The sequence below is a fragment of the Citrobacter sp. W9 genome (genome assembly GCF_026719375.1).
GTDB lineage: Bacteria > Pseudomonadota > Gammaproteobacteria > Enterobacterales > Enterobacteriaceae > Citrobacter > Citrobacter werkmanii.
This window is the reverse complement of the sequence record NZ_JAPPTE010000025.1, coordinates 1-16,668: the sequence shown is the minus strand read 5'-3', so window position 1 is coordinate 16,668 and position 16,668 is coordinate 1. Positions and strand designations below refer to the sequence as shown.

18 protein-coding genes are annotated in these 16,668 nt (G+C 45.3%); 12 read left to right on the top strand and 6 right to left on the bottom strand.

What is annotated here, in order from left to right:
- Positions 1-8: 8 nt before the first annotated feature.
- The 12 genes from OOJ59_RS24115 to traN all read left to right on the top strand — a co-directional run bounded on the left by OOJ59_RS24115 (position 9) and on the right by traN (position 12,309).
- Complete coding sequence (locus OOJ59_RS24115) at positions 9-509, top strand: hypothetical protein (RefSeq protein ID WP_016241579.1); 501 nt, start codon at positions 9-11, stop codon at positions 507-509.
- A 55-nt stretch (positions 510-564) separates the two neighbouring features.
- On the top strand, positions 565-873 hold the full coding sequence (locus tag OOJ59_RS24110; protein WP_016241578.1) for a hypothetical protein: 309 nt from the start codon (positions 565-567) through the stop codon (positions 871-873).
- A gap of 10 nt (positions 874-883) precedes the next feature.
- On the top strand, positions 884-1,111 hold the full coding sequence (locus OOJ59_RS24105; protein ID WP_016241577.1) for a hypothetical protein: 228 nt from the start codon (positions 884-886) through the stop codon (positions 1,109-1,111).
- 33 nt (positions 1,112-1,144) lie between these two features.
- A complete protein-coding gene (locus OOJ59_RS24100) occupies positions 1,145-1,366 on the top strand; it encodes a hypothetical protein (RefSeq protein WP_007372244.1) in 222 nt (73 codons plus the stop codon).
- A gap of 27 nt (positions 1,367-1,393) precedes the next feature.
- Complete coding sequence (locus OOJ59_RS24095) at positions 1,394-1,654, top strand: hypothetical protein (protein ID WP_016241576.1); 261 nt, start codon at positions 1,394-1,396, stop codon at positions 1,652-1,654.
- A 24-nt stretch (positions 1,655-1,678) separates the two neighbouring features.
- Positions 1,679-2,068 (top strand): hypothetical protein, encoded by a 390-nt coding sequence (locus OOJ59_RS24090; RefSeq protein ID WP_016241575.1) that lies wholly within the window; start codon positions 1,679-1,681, stop codon positions 2,066-2,068.
- Between the two features lie 21 nt (positions 2,069-2,089).
- Entirely contained in the window at positions 2,090-2,611 is a 522-nt protein-coding gene (locus tag OOJ59_RS24085) for a hypothetical protein (protein ID WP_007372245.1), read from the top strand.
- 216 nt (positions 2,612-2,827) lie between these two features.
- Positions 2,828-3,166: a hypothetical protein gene (locus OOJ59_RS24080; protein WP_024196083.1), complete on the top strand. Its 339-nt coding sequence runs from the start codon at positions 2,828-2,830 to the stop codon at positions 3,164-3,166.
- On the top strand, positions 3,144-4,244 hold the full coding sequence (traF, locus tag OOJ59_RS24075) for a conjugal transfer protein TraF (RefSeq protein WP_007372246.1): 1,101 nt from the start codon (positions 3,144-3,146) through the stop codon (positions 4,242-4,244). Before OOJ59_RS24080 ends, traF begins: the two co-directional genes overlap by 23 nt.
- Positions 4,241-5,683: a conjugal transfer protein TraH gene (locus tag OOJ59_RS24070; RefSeq protein ID WP_009653894.1), complete on the top strand. Its 1,443-nt coding sequence runs from the start codon at positions 4,241-4,243 to the stop codon at positions 5,681-5,683. The genes traF and OOJ59_RS24070 overlap by 4 nt, the downstream gene beginning before the upstream one ends.
- Before the next feature lie 14 nt (positions 5,684-5,697).
- The gene (locus tag OOJ59_RS24065) at positions 5,698-9,216 is read left to right on the top strand and encodes a conjugal transfer protein TraG N-terminal domain-containing protein (protein WP_007372249.1); all 3,519 of its coding nucleotides are present in this window, start codon (positions 5,698-5,700) and stop codon (positions 9,214-9,216) included.
- Between the two features lie 435 nt (positions 9,217-9,651).
- A complete protein-coding gene (gene traN / locus OOJ59_RS24060; protein WP_007372250.1) occupies positions 9,652-12,309 on the top strand; it encodes a conjugal transfer mating pair stabilization protein TraN in 2,658 nt (885 codons plus the stop codon).
- 44 nt (positions 12,310-12,353) lie between these two features.
- On the opposite strand, the gene OOJ59_RS24055 is transcribed toward traN, so the two are convergent.
- The 6 genes from OOJ59_RS24055 to OOJ59_RS24030 form a co-directional block, all read right to left on the bottom strand.
- Positions 12,354-13,124 carry a hypothetical protein gene (locus OOJ59_RS24055; RefSeq protein WP_007372251.1) on the bottom strand — a complete coding sequence of 257 codons (771 nt, stop codon included), beginning with the start codon at positions 13,122-13,124 and terminating at the stop codon, positions 12,354-12,356.
- Between the two features lie 127 nt (positions 13,125-13,251).
- On the bottom strand, positions 13,252-13,782 hold the full coding sequence (locus tag OOJ59_RS24050; RefSeq protein ID WP_007372252.1) for a FlhC family transcriptional regulator: 531 nt from the start codon (positions 13,780-13,782) through the stop codon (positions 13,252-13,254).
- A 2-nt stretch (positions 13,783-13,784) separates the two neighbouring features.
- Positions 13,785-14,315, bottom strand: coding sequence for a hypothetical protein (locus OOJ59_RS24045; RefSeq protein ID WP_016241572.1), 531 nt, complete (start codon positions 14,313-14,315; stop codon positions 13,785-13,787).
- Positions 14,308-14,868 carry a transglycosylase SLT domain-containing protein gene (locus OOJ59_RS24040; RefSeq protein ID WP_016241571.1) on the bottom strand — a complete coding sequence of 187 codons (561 nt, stop codon included), beginning with the start codon at positions 14,866-14,868 and terminating at the stop codon, positions 14,308-14,310. Before OOJ59_RS24040 ends, OOJ59_RS24045 begins: the two co-directional genes overlap by 8 nt.
- A gap of 29 nt (positions 14,869-14,897) precedes the next feature.
- Complete coding sequence (locus OOJ59_RS24035; protein ID WP_016241570.1) at positions 14,898-15,428, bottom strand: hypothetical protein; 531 nt, start codon at positions 15,426-15,428, stop codon at positions 14,898-14,900.
- 14 nt (positions 15,429-15,442) lie between these two features.
- Positions 15,443-16,465: a ParM/StbA family protein gene (locus OOJ59_RS24030; protein WP_007372253.1), complete on the bottom strand. Its 1,023-nt coding sequence runs from the start codon at positions 16,463-16,465 to the stop codon at positions 15,443-15,445.
- Between the last annotated feature and the right edge of the window lie 203 nt (positions 16,466-16,668).

Below are 16,668 nucleotides of genomic sequence, written 5' to 3'. Positions count from 1 at the left end.
TGATCATTATGTCTGCAACCGCAAAATCTAAAGTGGTTCACGAAAATCAACTCTCATTCATGAGTATTTTCGATGCCACTGAAAGTGAATATGATCTGATATCAGCCGATTCAGAACATAATTATGAACTTCGTTTTTCATCAAAGATGGCTTACGAAATAATTCGGGATAGTATATATATCATGACTGCATACCGTAGTACTGGTGAGCAGCGTGTGGATGAAATCCTCTGGATTTGTTCGGAAGAAAATCAGGAAGACTTATGTTCATTTACGAGTTGCTGCAAAATAGCGGGTCTTGATCCATTCGAAACCCGGATGGAAATCCTGCACGAGTGGTCAAGTGAATTGGCAAAACAAGCAAGACTGATTGCGTGTCATCACTTTACTGCTCCCACTAATATGGAACATGTTGCATCCCAACGTATTGGATACGAAAAATACAGAAAAGCGTTTTATCACACTTATCCTAAAGAGGCTGCGAAGCCGCTTAAGAATAAACCTCTGTAATAATACAAACGCTGACTTCGGTCAGCGTTTTTTTCGTGCCACGCTGGAGACTAACATGAATATTTTAAAACATGACTTCGATAGTTCCTCTGAACTGCTACAAGCGGGTTTATTGCTTAATCAATTGGAGGATCTAATAGGGTTTATTTCCACGAATGAGTTCAGGAAAACCTCAATCAATCAGTTCATTGAGGTTGAGGCATCTGAACTTATGGTTTTTAACCTATGGCATCCGATGTGTCCCGATATCACTGAGGTTCATTTCTTCCGTGATATGGATTCAAATTGGTGGCCATACAAGATTTATGAACTCATGTCTGATATAACCACCCAAACCCAATTCATTCCTCGGGTAAATCAATAAAGGTGACATCATGATTCATTATTGGGTTAAAGTGAGACCCGGTGAAACAGATATCCTCGCACCTCTTCGTCATGGGGTTCTCGCCATAAAATATTTGGATGGAGCGCCATTGCTTTTCCAATGGCCTCCTGAAGAAGGATGGACGTTCGAAACCCTGGATAAAGTACAGCCTTGTGGTGTTGAGTTTGGGGCCGATGCATATATTAATGATGTATGGATTGGTACTACAGAATTTTAATCTTTAAAGACTGAATGTCTGGAGTCTCATTTAATGGATATCCCATGCATTTTGTTTATATCAAATAGTCGGCATTATGTAATTACTGAAGACTCTGTTATCGCTTCATGGCCATCACGTTCTGATAAAGAAAGTGAGATCATTCAGCTTAATGACGGTCGGATTATTACTGCAAACAATGTACGACGATTTAACTTCATCGACATTTCAAAGATCGAAAGCCTGACGGCGATTGATGATGGAATTGTCTTTTAACTATATAGATTAATAACTGGAGTCTGTATGAGTGGCTGCGCGTTGATAGAGTATAACAACCGCACCGCCAGAATACGCGGTGAAGTTGCACAAGGCGATAAGCATTATATTCAGTATGCTCTCGCTCACTGGGCTGTCATTGCAATCAGGATTCGCAATACAGACCATCATTTTACCCGATTGCCGGTTGATGAGTGGATTGAAGGAATTGCAAAACAAGTAAATCCTTCTGAGGCTCGTGAGCAGATATTTAATGCTCTATTGCGGTGTAAGCCGGGTATCTTCTAATTCATTTAATTTATCGAGGTATATATGTTTCATTCTGAAACCGAGGATATCTATGGTTTTGTGTCTGGCGATATGTCATTGCGACCTCATTCAATCGATAGAGATTTGCAGGACTTAAGGTTACTACTCGCCGATATGGATACCATTAATATTCTGAACGAACGAGGGATAGGAACTCAGAAAACCATCTTTCATGTAACACAAAATGAGTCGAAGGCATTAATGCTGGTTACTCGTTTAACTTACTGCCAAGGTGGTGGACGATTTACTCACCCTGAATGTGCTCTTCTTGTTGAACAGATAACTGATCTAGGACGTAAGTTGGGTAATAAACATTTCGATGCGGCGATGAATGAAGCAAAACGCTTTATAGCGAATGAGGCTGACTTCATGAAAGAACAAACTGTCTGGTAGAAAATTTCTAAGGAGTCACTCATGTATACTTCAACTACTGCTAAATCAGATCATATTGATAGCTTTAATAACGCACAAAACCGTATGTTGATGAATTACGAACGTGATGAGTTTGAACAAGCTCCCGCTGCCGTACTTTATGATGCTGTCGGTGCTGTCGTAAACGATGAATCTGATATTGATATAATTTTTCGCCTTATGGATATGGAAGGAGAAATGTTGTTTCTCCGCGCAATGAAAAACCTCGGTTGCCAAGAGAATGTTTTTTATTACGCATCTGAATCTGGTGCGGTGCTGACTGCTAACGATGCAACGTTGCTTGAATTTGCTTATAACCTGGGCAAACATATCAGCAATGAGTTCTTTACGCGTTTCTTGCGTAATTCTCAGTTAGCCCGTGAACTCATCGGTAACATCATTCGTATAGGCAACGATGCCCTTAAATTTCCAGATGACGGCCTGAATACAGTATTTGAATGCTGTGTGATGGAGAATTCATCCTGGAAGAACCAAGGCCATTTTAAAGATAACTTTGGTCTTTAAAGCATCTAATTCTTTTAATTAGCTAACACAGAAAAACCCAGTCTTCGGACTGGGTTTTTTTGTATTTGCTGATTTCAAATCATGTAAACAAAACGGATGCACATGAAAATTACTTTTGATTTTTACAGTCAAAACGTTGCCATTTTTGAACTTGTTATTTTAACCCATATGGCAAACTAATCGTAATGCCGTCCGTATTTCTGATAAGGGAGTTTTATGAAGACACTTAAATGTTCTCATAACAGGGCAATGCTTATGCCAGCACACAAAATCCCTGCGGTATTAGTTAACGACGACCCTAAGAACATAGTTACTGATGAGCTGTTGCGTAAATATGGAACACGCATGACTCTCGATGAGGCTTGCTCCGAAATTGGTGTTAAGTCGGATAGTGTAGCCAAACGTATAGGACAGGTCAGATATAGGCATTATGCATTAACTCGCCAACTTGAAAGTGCAAGGGTCTTTAGTGGAAAAAATAGCTTTTTCTGGACGGAGTCTATCGCAAGAATAATTTCCGAGGGTAATTCCGATGAAATATCAATTTTTAACTAAAATCATTATTCCCCTGCTAGTGGGATTTGCTTTTTCTACCTCAGTTCTTGCGGATGAGGGTAACACCCCAACGTCTCAATCCCCTCAGACCACCAGTGACGACCTCGCTGGTGGTCAGGCATTTCTGAATGGAAAAGAGGAAGGTTGGTTCTGGCGTAAATCGCCACCTGAGCCAGTGAAGAAAAAGCCAGTGAAGTTACCTCCTCCGCCGACTTTACCGCCTCAAGAAACGCCTAAACAGGTTGCTCAAACACCTATGGAGTCGACTCCAGAACCTGCCGCAACTGAAAAGCCCGGCCCGGCTCCGTTCACCGTAGCCTGGTTTAATGAAAACATTCAGAAACTACGCAACCAGGCCATCGACAATCCTACCCAAGAAAACGTTAGGGCATATTTTCTGGCCCAACGCATTATGCTGGATAAAGCCAGCCGCTTTACTGATATGGCTAGGTTGGTTACTTCTACCGACCCCCTCATAGATGAGAATAGCCGCCGCTCAACCTCAACATTTGGGGCAATGGATCAATCGAATGAAGCTGAAAACAATTCGAGAACGGTCATAAAAGACGTAGCGACAAAAGCAGGATTGTTTTTCTTCTTCCGTGGGGAAAACTGCTCCATATGCGTAAAGCAAGCTTCTGTTATGAATACGTTTAGTTTCATGACAGACATGAAGGTCATCCCAATTTCACTTGATGGTAAACCTCTTCCAGGGAATATTTACCCGGACTGGAGGCCTGATTCTGGCCAGGCATCAAAGCTCCAAATATCAAACGCACCTGCGATAGCTCTGGCAATCCCGCCATCTACAACACGCATTGTCTCATTTGGGCCTATCAGTGCAGACCAGTTAATTTCAAGAACAGTCCTTATTGCCCACGATGCAGGGATCATTTCTGACCAGCAATATAAGAGCACCTTGCCATATAACGATACCGGCTATATCGACTCAAACATTCTGAATGACATGCCTAAAGACCTAACTCAACAACCTGATGAGTTTATCAAATATATACAAGCTAAAGCTGGCTACGGTTCGACACCTAACCCAAATGCTAATAACCCGGGGGAAAAATGAAGATTTCGCGCAACTATAATATAAAGAATGTATTCCGTAGAAACATTCTTGCAATTTCTATCTGCCTCTCCGGGTTGACAGCTTTTCAATGCGAGGCCACCAGCATTAGTACTCAGCTAGACAGTATGTTCGGCTCTATGTCGAATGTTACAGCTCCCGGTGATTATCAGAGCGTTACACGTGATGGATATACCGGTGGCGGATTTGTTCTACGTAATAAGCTCCGTACATTGACACCTATTAGTATTAGTCTCCCTTCTGCGTCGGGAGGATGTGGAGGGATAGACCTTTTCGGCGGGTCATTCTCGTTCATCAACGCTGATCAGTTCGTCCAGATGCTACGTAATATTGCTTCTAATGCTGCCGGTCTAGCTTTCCAGTTGGCCCTGAACGCTATGGATGCCGTTCTGGATAATGCTATTTCGAAAATGCAGGCAATCATCCAGCAGATGAACGATCTGACCGCAAATTCGTGTCAGTTAGCGAAGGGGTTGTTAGTCGACACTGCCTCTGCATTTGGTGACAGTGCAAAGGCTGCTGTATCTTCTCAGCTGTCCTCTGATGGCCTCTCAGACCAATTTAAAGCCATGTGGGGCAATATGGGTGGTGGTAAAGCACCCGACGTACAAAAACAAGAGGCAGGGAAAAGAAAGGCATGTGACGATTACGGTAACATTGTGTGGTGTTTGCTCCAGAATGGTAGCTTTAGTAATCAATTCATCGGCTCCGAAGATGAGCAAAAAGAACTTATTATGTCTATGACCGGCACCATCATCGTCGGTAGCCAGTTGGGTACAGATAAAGATGGGTCAGCTAAAAAGAGTGTGGTTAGGATTGCTCCACTCGCAACTTCAAATGTCCTGGATTCTTTTATAAATGGTGATGATAGTTTCGATTTCTGGTCTTGTTCAGGTCAGACTAGTACTTGTGAGAATCCCAAAAAACAGACCAAAATAATTAAAGGTCTCGCTGCCAATATCACACTCTTCTTTATCGATAACGGATATTTGAGCTCGGCCAGAACTGGTTCAAACCCTGGGGATGCTAAATTACGGCAAGCAAACTACTACAACGTAGCTGGTGCTACCAGTAAAGCGACTCAAATTGCACGTCATGATTTAGCCGCATCTTATTCCTATATACGTGAACTATCTCCTGTCATAGCCTATTCAGCTGCTTATAACTACCTCAGCGAAATGCTTACGGCTGCTGCGACCGGCGCACGGCTCCAGCAGGAAAATGATAAATCGGCGTCAGTTTATTATAAGGATGCTGGAGAGCTAATCGAAAAGGCAAGGCAAAATCTGTATGTCTCCTATAACGCCATGATATCCCGTTATGGTGGCGAGGCCCGTATACCTGAATCATTCAGCAACTATATGACAACGCTTCCGCAGGTTCATTATGAATCTGAAGGTTCTCTTGATGGCTCGCTCTAACAAGGTAACTTAATATGAGTGAATGGAACGTATATACTGTTGGCAACATTGAATTTATTTATAATATATTCAATTCCGTTGCCATGTTATTGAATGATGGCACTTACGGATCCTTGTTTAGGATTTCAGCACTCATTGGTGTAATTTGTGTCGTGCTTGCTGCTGCTATATCAGCCGGGAAATCATTATCCCTTTCTCATATGTGTGTGGCCGTCGTGATGTATTACCTGTTTTTCAGTGTATCGATGCGCACCAACATTGAAGATGTTACAACGGGTAAGTTTCGTGCTGTTGATAATGTACCAGCGGGATTAGCCGTTGCCGCATCTGTACTGTCTACTGTTGGGTATGCAACTACCGAGAAGATGGAGCAGGCATTTTCTGTCCCAAGCATGACTGAGTATGGGTCTCTGGATCCCCTTTTCACTCTGGCCACTTTATACGACACATTGAAAACGCCAATGCGCTGGACGGGTCAAACTGGTGCTTACGGTGATCTGGACGCAAGCGTTTCAAACTATGTGAAGAACTGCGTAGGCAACGATATTATTCGTGGGTCTAAAACCTTTGCTTCAATGTATCGCTCTAATCAAGGTGTATCAGGGCTAGCCTCGAACGATTCCTTCCAGCGGGTTGTTATTTACGACAATGTACGTAGCGGCTGGTCTACCAGTACTGAAGAATCTTCAAATGGGGGCTCACTTTATACCTGTTCTGACGCGTACACGAAACTTAAAGGACTCGCTACCCAGAACGCTTCTAGCCTGGACTCAGCTTTTGCCAGCTCTTATACCGCATCCGGGCGCACTTGCGGTGGTGCGCCATGCTCAGGTTCAGGAAAAGCCCAGGAAGTACTGAATTTCTTCAACATAAGTGGCACTGATATTCGTGATTTCCAATTGATGTTGGTCATGTACCCTCATTTCAGGGAACTGCCAATGTACGGACTCGAAAGCTCATTTCGTGGTACTGCTGCTGTAACTCGCGCCCAAACCATGACTCAACAGGCATTCCAATGGTCTTCTTCTGGTTCATCATTCTTGAGCTGGATGGGTTCATTTATGCCGATTTTCCAGGGAATAATATACGCACTCGCACCATTTATGGCCTTCCTTTTCGGTCTGGGTATTATGGGTTTGCGACTGGTGATGAAGTACTTCCTCGTTATCATCTGGACATGGACTTGGCTTCCCCTCGCAGCGGTCGTCAACATGTATGTGTTAAACAGTATCCGTGATACGTCAAGCCAAATTCTTGTCAGTTCGGGTTCTGGCGGACTTAGCTTTGCTCAGCTTTATCAGCTCCTGTTTGAGACTCAAAAAAGTATAGGTCTTGCTGGTAATTTATACGCGATGATCCCGGCCCTGGGTGGATTCATTGTCTGGGGCAGTTCTGTTGCCTTTAACTCTCTTGCAAGCTCAGCAGCAGCACCTTCAGCTGCCGATACTAAAACTCTCGCACCTGATGTCACCAACGCTCCTGCGATAAACAGTCGTGGTTCCGATGTTGAATTTAACCCAACACAAGGAACTATCATGGGTGGGTCTTCTGGCACTCTCCCTGCCATTGACATGAAAAAGGTCGCTACTCACAACCTGTCCAGCGCTAAGCAAGAACTAGATTCAGCATCCAGTTCCTTGACTGCCCAATCTGGAGCAATGATTAGCCAGGTGGCCAGTAACATGAATTCTGGTGGACATTCGCAAGTTTATAGTGACGCTTCCAATGCAGCATTTGCCAGCCTGAGCAGCTCAGATCGTGCCCTTGTCAGTTCTGTGGCTAAAGAACAAGGTATTTCTGATATGCAGGCGCTTGTCTCTATCGCCAAAGGTGATGTGAGTGTCGGTGGCGGTGCGGGAAGTTCAAGTGCTGGTGTTGGTGTTAAAGGTGGAATGTCACGTTCAGAGGCAGAAAGCAGTGGCCTGAGTAATGACAACAGTGCTAAGTACGGTTCTACAGACAGCGCCTCGTCGCACAAAATAGACAGTGCGACCCAGTCACGCATCGTCAATACCGCAGCAAGTGCGATGTACCAGTCCTTATCGCAAGAAGGTGAGAGTTCTCAATCGACTCGTTCTTTTGCTGAGGCAAATCAAAGAATGCAGTCCGCACAAAAGAACTTCCAGGAAGCAAACTCCTTCGTTTCAAGTACCTCAATGGGCCAGACAATGAATGCTGCGCAACTTGCTACAGCCATTGGTCGTAATCATGATGCACAAGCAACATTGACTCAAACCCTCGCGGCGCACCCGGAACTGTCCAGCAAAATCGCCGGTGATGCAGCGAGCCTGACCTCTTTAGGTATGACTCACGAAGACGCGCATACCTTTGCTCAATTCAAAGCAGCCAGTGAACTTGGTGTTGCCGGTGCAGTAGCTGCCAAAGCCGGGTTCATTAACGCTGATTCCAGCCCAGTACTGACGACAACTGCATCTGAGCAATACCGTGGCGTGAGTGGTGGAGCTGAAAGCGCTGGTGGCCGCGCAGTTGCTGGTGCAGCGGACGTTGGCAACTCCGTTAATGCAGTAACAGGCCGATCTTACGGAGCGCTTGGTGAAGCACATGCGTCATCGTCTGATGGTTATGGGCAAGGCCAGGTTAATACTGTCGGGGGACAGAATAGCGGTGCAGTTGAGCAAATTCACAAGGGAAATGAGGGTGAAGTCATGACGAAAGCGGGTAACACCGCCGCAAATGATTTCGAAAACAACCACTATAATCTTGGCGGTATTACTGGCGATTTTAATAAACTCGTTTCTCATGTCAGTAATGCGTTCAAAGAAAGCCCGGTATATGAACAGGTACATGATCAGGCCAGAACCATCGCTGGGGAAATTCCGCTTGGTGGAGATGCAAACCGCGAAGCGGCGCGAGATTCTATTGTGAACTACTACGCCATGACTAAAGCTGGAGCGTCTGAGCAACAACTTTCCCAGGCCCGCAGTGACATGATGGCACGTATTCAACTCGCGACGGGTGGTGAAAATGACAATGGAACGGTTATGGGCGGAAATACTGCTCTTGCCCGTGGTATTGCAGCCCGTATTGATAATGCCGGTTTAGACCGTTCAGCCAATGATGGCTCCATTATTCAACAGGCTACTACTGCACTGAATACCGATCGCCAAACCCACGAATACAACACCGGTGGCATGGCCAACAACCTTGGAGGGATGCATCAGGCATCAAATGGAGGTTCTGCTGTGGGTGATGGCGTCCCTTACGCGATGGGAACCCACAACCAGGGATACGGCGAGGCTGAGACAATGACCGTTAATGCCCAAGGTGCTGAAGGTCATAATGGTTTAAACCAGAACTCAAACTATGGTGGGTCTGAGACAACAAACATTAATACCCAAGGCGCTGGTGGTCATAGTGATTCAAATAACGGAGGTACAATGTTCAGTGATCCGCCACCTGCACGTGCAACCCAGTCGCATCAGGAGTATGTACCTGTGCATCCACGTAATAAAGAGAACAATGGAGGTCATAGTGGTGGAAATGACGACATGATAATTTCATCGAGTAAGTGATTCGCAATAAAGCCCTGCAATCTTGCAGGGCTCTTATGTGGTCACGAACATGTATACGACAGGAAGGCTCAGTAAAGAATAGAGCAGAATATAAAACTCCCACATACGCTCACATTTGCTCTTGAACGTTCTGCCATTTTTTCCACGTCCCCTCTTACCATTTCCACCACCATAATCTGAATCGCTTGGCCCCGATAATGGGATAAGGCCAGTAATACCAAACATGTCCATAAGTACCTCCAGTCGGTAATATTCAAGACGCTGAAAACACCCTCGTTTTGCCGTCCTTCTTTATTGTCTGAAACCAGTCTGTTTAATACGCTGCCTGCTTAATCCTTCATTTTAGTAGCTTCGCATAGAAATGCTGGCTGACGAAATTTAGTTACCGAGATCTCTGATTTCATAATCAGTAACCACGACAAAGGTGATCATAGAATGAAAAACCTTTTCCGCAAAAAATGGTTTTACAGACCACTCTGCACAATAACGATGTTATGTCACCTTGGTGTTGTATCCTACGTGCCGTATGCCTTTTCAGCAACGACCCAGGAAAACGTTACATCTGCCACTAATTTCTATAAAACACTGCCGCAAGTTTCAGCTACGTCAAATGGTACGGTTCAGTATGGAAAAGGCCAGGCCGTTGATTTGAACTCTGCTTATCCAAATCAAGGTTCATCAACTTCACTGGATAGCCTGAAAGGAACCTACGGAGATGACAGCAACACGCTAAAACTGGGCAATACAACCAACGCCAATCTGAAAACCGAAAATTCACTGCGCGGCGAAGCTTACCGAACGCTGGTGGGCTCAACGAAAACTACAGCAAACATTAAACCTGATGATTCCATCTTTGATGGCCATAAAGACTTCCTGGAGAATCAGGATAAGTACATGCAAGATCTTGGTGATTGTTCTATGACCAAGACCATGACGAATAAGGACACCGTCAACCATATCCCTGATTATCGCGAATGTACCCGTACCACAAGTGTCAGCGGCACATTCACCCTCTACCATCCTTACGTTGCCGGTATGCTCTCGCATTATAGTGGCGCGGCGAACATCGGTTCTTGCGGCACTAACTGCATCGAACTCTGGCTCGGGACTGTCGGTGATAACTACTGGGACGGCAACTGCACAATATTTGAACAGGCAATGGCCGTCACTGTCTACAATCCCCAGGCAGTTACCAGCGCCAAGATCATCAGGGCTAAATGGGATGATTACATGCAGATTTATGTCGGTGGTACAGATAGGGGTAGTTTGGTTTGGGCAGGGCCAAAAGGTTTAAACGTCTTCCCGCCAGAGACATCAGGAGCCTGTGAATTAAAAACAAGCTGGGATCAGTCGATTAATGTAGATGTAACAGCACAAATCCGAAATACCCCCCAAAATGGCGTTCTTAATTTCAAAAACCGTGTGTCAGTGACTGGCAGCGGCGAAGGTTATGCTCTCATTTATATTTACTTTGACCCAAACAAAATTATCTCGGATAACGCCTGGACTGTTGATAAACCTGAACAATTCGATACGTTGCTGAAGGCCATCAACGCCGGGTATTGCCAGAATTACACGGTAACCTGCCGCGAGACAGTCATTCCTGATGCAAATGGGTGCGCAACCATAAATGGCGCACGTATCTGCGAAAACCAGCTTGCTAAGCCGCCGATCGGAGGTCTCTCACCTTTCTGTAAGTCTGCAACGGTAGTTTCCAACTGCGGAACCGACGGTGGCGTTAACAATACTTGCAAGCAGTACGATGCAAACACTGCATGTAAATTCATTAAGTCCACTTGCATAACAGGTGCGGAGGGTGACAAAAATGGGTGCTGGCAGGCAACCGAGGTATGGGATTGCGGAACGGATGTCGTTGTACCCAATACCTCCTCCACCGATACCTATACTTGTCCTGGCGCTGTGCAATGCCTTAATGGGTCTTGCCTACAGCCTTCTGCTGAACCAAGCGGCGATTTCAACAAAGCAGTTGCAACTCTTCAGGCCGCAACTTACGCATTGAATGAAATGAAGTGTGGCGATGATACTGACGAAACCAACCGTTCCTGCACTCTTTTTAAAGGTGAGTCTGCACAATGTAAATCGGCGATGGGGGGATGGGTGGATTGTTGTGATCAGCCCGTAGATGTCAGCTGGATTCAGTATTTGCAGTTGTCCTACTACACTCTAAAAATTGCTGATGCTGTCTCTGTAAAAGCCGGTATGTTCGAACAGGGAAAAGGTATTTTTGACATGGGTTCCGAACTTATGACTAATGCCATCGATACAATAACTCGACCAGCTATTTCCGCTTTCAACAGTCTGGTTGGGTCGGCAGGTACTGAAGCGGCTCAGCAAGCTACAGAAGCAGGTTTGTCCGGTTTGATGAATCAGGCTATAGGAGCGCTGACGAAACAAGTTGCTCAATGGACTCTTGATACCTTCGGCCCTGCTGCGACGAATCTGATATTTGAAAGTGCGGCCTCTGGCGGTGGCGCAGCCGTAACATCGTCTGGCCTGGCTACATCTGTTCAATTGTCGTCAACTATTGTTTCGGCAATATCCGTGGTTGGATATGCTTACATGGCGTACCAGATTGCTAATATACTGGTCAACATCATCTGGGCTTGTACTCCTGATGAATTTAAGCTTGCCGTTAAGAAAGAAACAAAATTGGCCGTGCATATATCCAGCTGGTGTGAAACAAAGTTTCTGGGTGTCTGTATCGAGAAACGGTCAAGTTATTGCACGTTTGATTCTCAGATTGGTCGCATCATTCAGGAACAAGGGAGACCAATGTTAGGTATCGGCTGGGGGGATAAAAAGAACCCGGATTGTCGACCACTGACGTTAGAAGAATTTGGACGGATTGATTTTAACAAACTCGATTTGTCAGAGTGGATTGGTTCACTTTACGAGGCGAAACTTTTACCTAAAGCGTCGGAAATAAATCTGGATAAGATAACCGGTAAAGGAAACGTATTGAATATAGATGGATCTCGCCAGAACTCCCTGGAGCGATTCCAGAGCGGTGTTGACAGTATCGATGTTGATGCGGCGAAATCTAGCACAGAGGCTGTTTTGAAAACTCAATAGCTTTGCAGGATAAGAAGCCCCGACTTTATGTCGGGGCTTTTTTTTTACTTTCTGAACAGGTATTGCTTACCGTCACTGAATACCATTGGTTCATGTTCAGGAGAGCCTGGTAAGAACAGAGCCCGCTGAGCACCCAGTTCTTTACTCATTTCTTTAACCAGACCTACGTTAGAGGCTCGTGTTGCATAGAGGTTGAAGCAGTCATTACCGATAATGAATGTCACCTGACCGCTGGTGCTGATAGGTGGTTTCGGCAACGTTGGAGCTATATCAGCATACGATACCCAATCACCGTTCGTCGCTTTCCGACGAACTGCATTTTCAACAGCACCGCCTTTCCCCTCACACATCCCACCAACTTTGTATCCATCCATCCGGGTTAGTGTTTTCCAGAAAATCGCATTGACCTCACGCTCATTATCTTCCTGAGATTTACCGTTCCATGACGCGACACGCACCACGCCATCAACAATAGCAGTAGGCTGTTGGGCCGTTAAAACAGACAGCACAGGGATGAAAGATGTGTGTGTCGCGAAGCCCGCAGCCACATCGGCCACTCCATTACCTCCCAGGTTGGTTACACCTTTTTCACCAGCCTTAACCGGGGTTTTGAGAGGGACAAGCTGCCCATTGGACGCGAAACCGTTATAGATAAGGTATTGATCGCCAGCATCGGTGATCTGACGTAAATCCATCGCTCGGGCAAATTTCAAAGCATCAGATGGATTGCTGTCAACCGGCATAGCTGGTGGTTGAGAAGCCGCGCAACCAACTAACATCAGCGATACCAAAGCAAGACCAGAGATTTTCTTCATTTTATTTTCCTTGGGACACCAGTAGGTTTGTTATTCAATACTAACCCGACTCATTCACGTGACGAAGTATCCAGGCAATAAAAAAGCCCGTTAAAACGGGCTTTTTTATGAAATTTAACTTAGTCACTTACGAGCTTTCATTTTCAGCTTCTGTATCAGAGCAGAACGGACAAATATGTTTTTTCCGTGGACGGTCACAACTCTGCGGTGAAATAAATGAAAGATCGCAACGGTAACACCTTACCATACGTATTTCTTCAGCTCGAAAATCACGAGCAAGAGTCCAGGCCTCGTTGGCATCAATCATCATTTTCGAGGCTTCTTCCGGGCGGAATTTAAGGTTTAGTTCCCGGTAGATTTCGAACGCACTCACCACATCAACGATGTTGTCACTGTTGTTTGGGTCTTTCGAACGACGCAGATAGATGCTCATAAAATTGGTTGCCTCAACCTTTTTATGTGTCGTATTGAGCAGCGTCTCTGAATGTTTAAGTCGTCCGATTGATACATCACTCAGATGGAACTCTTTTCGCAAAAAATCAATAACACGGTCACTTGCATTAAGCGAATGCACAATGATCTTTCTACGAAATCCTAATTTTACCATTTTCTGTGTTAAAGCAAATTTATCTTCATCCCGGACAAGAGCAGCCTTCATAATCAATTACTCCAATGAGAATAGCGCGACTGTAAGTAACCTGTTAATTCTAAGGTTGGGTTGGGGGCTCCAATAACTGTACTGAAGTCACAATCTACTAAATCGGCAAATGGACGAATAGGTTTAAAATATATTTTGCCGGTTATGATTGCATCGATTGTTTGTGCATCATCCATACGTTCGACAAGCTGTACGGTTTTTTCATTATCAAACCAGTAGAACGTTTGGGCAACAGTCCCCGTATTAATGAAAACACGAACACTGAATACCAGCAGGGCAAGCCGTAGGATGTATGAGTCATGACGAACGAATTTTTCTACCTCAGTAGATATCTTGCGCTCGGGATCATGACAGATATTAAAGATGGGCAAGTCATACTTCTCCATCGATAAAGCGAGCTTGGCCTGATTAGATTTCTCTATCAAAAATTCCCGGTCTCCTTCTGCTAACTCAAAAGGGCTTTTATACAACGATTGCGCACGGGTAATAATTGAGATGGCAGTCTGTAGAAAATACAAATTTTGATTAATCATTTTCGATAAGCCTCTTCCATACGCGTAATACGCGCTGACCATATTCACGAGCCTTGCCTTCCAACTTAGGGTTTTGAGTGTTGTATCCACCTATCGCCAGTTCTATATCGCCAGGGTTAGCTTTGATGGCTGCACACAAAGTCTTTGCCCCGATTCGGATGTTTGTATCGACATCCAGGAGTTCTTCAGGATGGTTAACATACTGTCCGTTCCAACGAAAATTAATTTGAACGATTCCAATATCTGTTACCGGAGTGGCTGAGAGATAGCGGGCTAGCGCTCTCTTTGCATCTTCATAACTTGTCGGGTAATACGACCCATAAACATAGTTGTTCAATGCCCAGGGGCTGGGAACAACATACCCCTTGGTTCCTGCATTATTTTTACTCTCGGTGAGTGCCACCGCGTAGAGAAGGTACGGATCGAGGCCACACTCTTTCTGGGAATGCTTTTCCCAAGAAGTGCCACGAAGATCTACAAGCCTGGCGTTCGTACTCGTGCAGTAAGCAGCACATAGTAAAGCGAGCACCAAACTCTTCGTTGCTATCTGCATTTCCCCTCCCCACAAACCCTACAACGGCATCAACTTATGCGAACACGCCTTGGTGTAACCTTTTCATTAACGCCGCTATCTTGATTGTCGCCTGTCTCCCCAACGCCCGATTTATCTCCAGGATTGGGATCCGGTATTTTTCCAGCAATCTCAGGCTTACTGGTAAGGTTCGCCGTCGATAACTGGTCATCTTTAACTTCGAACTCTTGAATATCACTGCCCACACAAAATGGCGGGCCTGTATTGACTATATCGTTGCTAACCACGTGACGAAATTTTGGTTCAGTGTCCTCATTTACTTTGGGTAAGTGGCCGTCTCTCTGACTAGTCATCAGACCAGTCTCATTTTCTGTATTCGGCCCACGGACTGATTTCTTCTGTTCTGATTTACGTTTTTTTGAAGTCTCACGGACGATACCGGGTATAAAACTGTCACCTGCTAGCAATGCTCGGTTTGCCAGCGCCAATAGTGAACTGCTGCGCTGGCCAGACTGTTTTGATTCCAGATAATTAATCAGCTCTGGAAACAGTATTGGATTAATCGTCACTCGAACTTGCATGAAACCCCCTTTGCTCAATCATCGCCGTAAAGCATCAAGTCAACGCCATAGTTCCAGAAACCAATGGCATTACTGGCAACAGGCAACGGGCTCGATACGATCCTGGCTCGGGGGAATTCTTCTCGTATGGTCTGTTCGTAGAACCTTGTCCCACCACCGGCAGCTGCAATGATATGGACTGGCCCGAGAACCCTTGTCGATTTTCGCAACTCTTTGACTACATCACTGGCGATGGAGGGAATAGCTTCTTCAAGCAGAGGACGTAGGGAAATGTGGCGGAACCCATTAAAGAAAGACTGCTCATTGTTACGGAGAGCGATTTCAATAATTTCTGGTAGATCATCAATTCGCTCTTCCGGGTTATCGGCATTAAGGCGGTTCACAATGCTTTCGATAATTGCACTGGTTGCTTTTAATGATGAACCTGAAGAGCCTGATACCCTGCTTCCGCTCTTAAAGGCGATGTAGTCCATCGAGAAGAAGCCAGGGTCAACCACGAGAATGGTCGACTTCTCTAATTCTTCCTGACTGATAAGGCCCGGTCTGTTAACGATGTCATTGATGACACCAACGCCCTGCTGAAGAACGAGGCATTTTTTAACAGTCACTGTTTTTCCTGGCGCAATAGTAAACGTACCGGTGAGCCTCGCAGTCAGTTTCGCGCGTTCACTTTCATTAGCAAGACGGACAGGTAAACCAGTTACTACCAGGTCGATTTCATTGCCTGCTTTAGCAGTGATTTTATCCAGTGAGGCCAGATATAGTGCCAGGTACATTTCTGTCATGTGGTAACGGTCATGCAGCTCACGCGCATCGGGGCGTTCGGTAAAAGCCCGCCATTCTTTACCTCCTGGGTACACCAACACTTCATGTTCGCAGCTACGCTTTACCAGCCGCACATCATCTACTGGCTCATTCGTAGCGTAGGCCGGATAAATACTGACTGTGGGTTTGTCATCCGCTGAATCCCCTACAGCAATTTTTACATTGCTGTATCCAATATCAATTCCGCAGACAACCAATTTGTCATTGCTCATTCGTTAACCCTGCAAGTTAAAAATGAATTACTGCCACTCCGATAACATTTGAGCGCCAAAAAGGGGTTCGCACTAAGGAAGGTGCGAACAAGTTCCTGATATGAGATCATCATATTCATCCGGAGCGCATCCCAGAGGGACATCATGAGCCATCAACTCACCTTCGCCGATAGTGAATTCAGCACTAAGCGCCGTCAGACCCG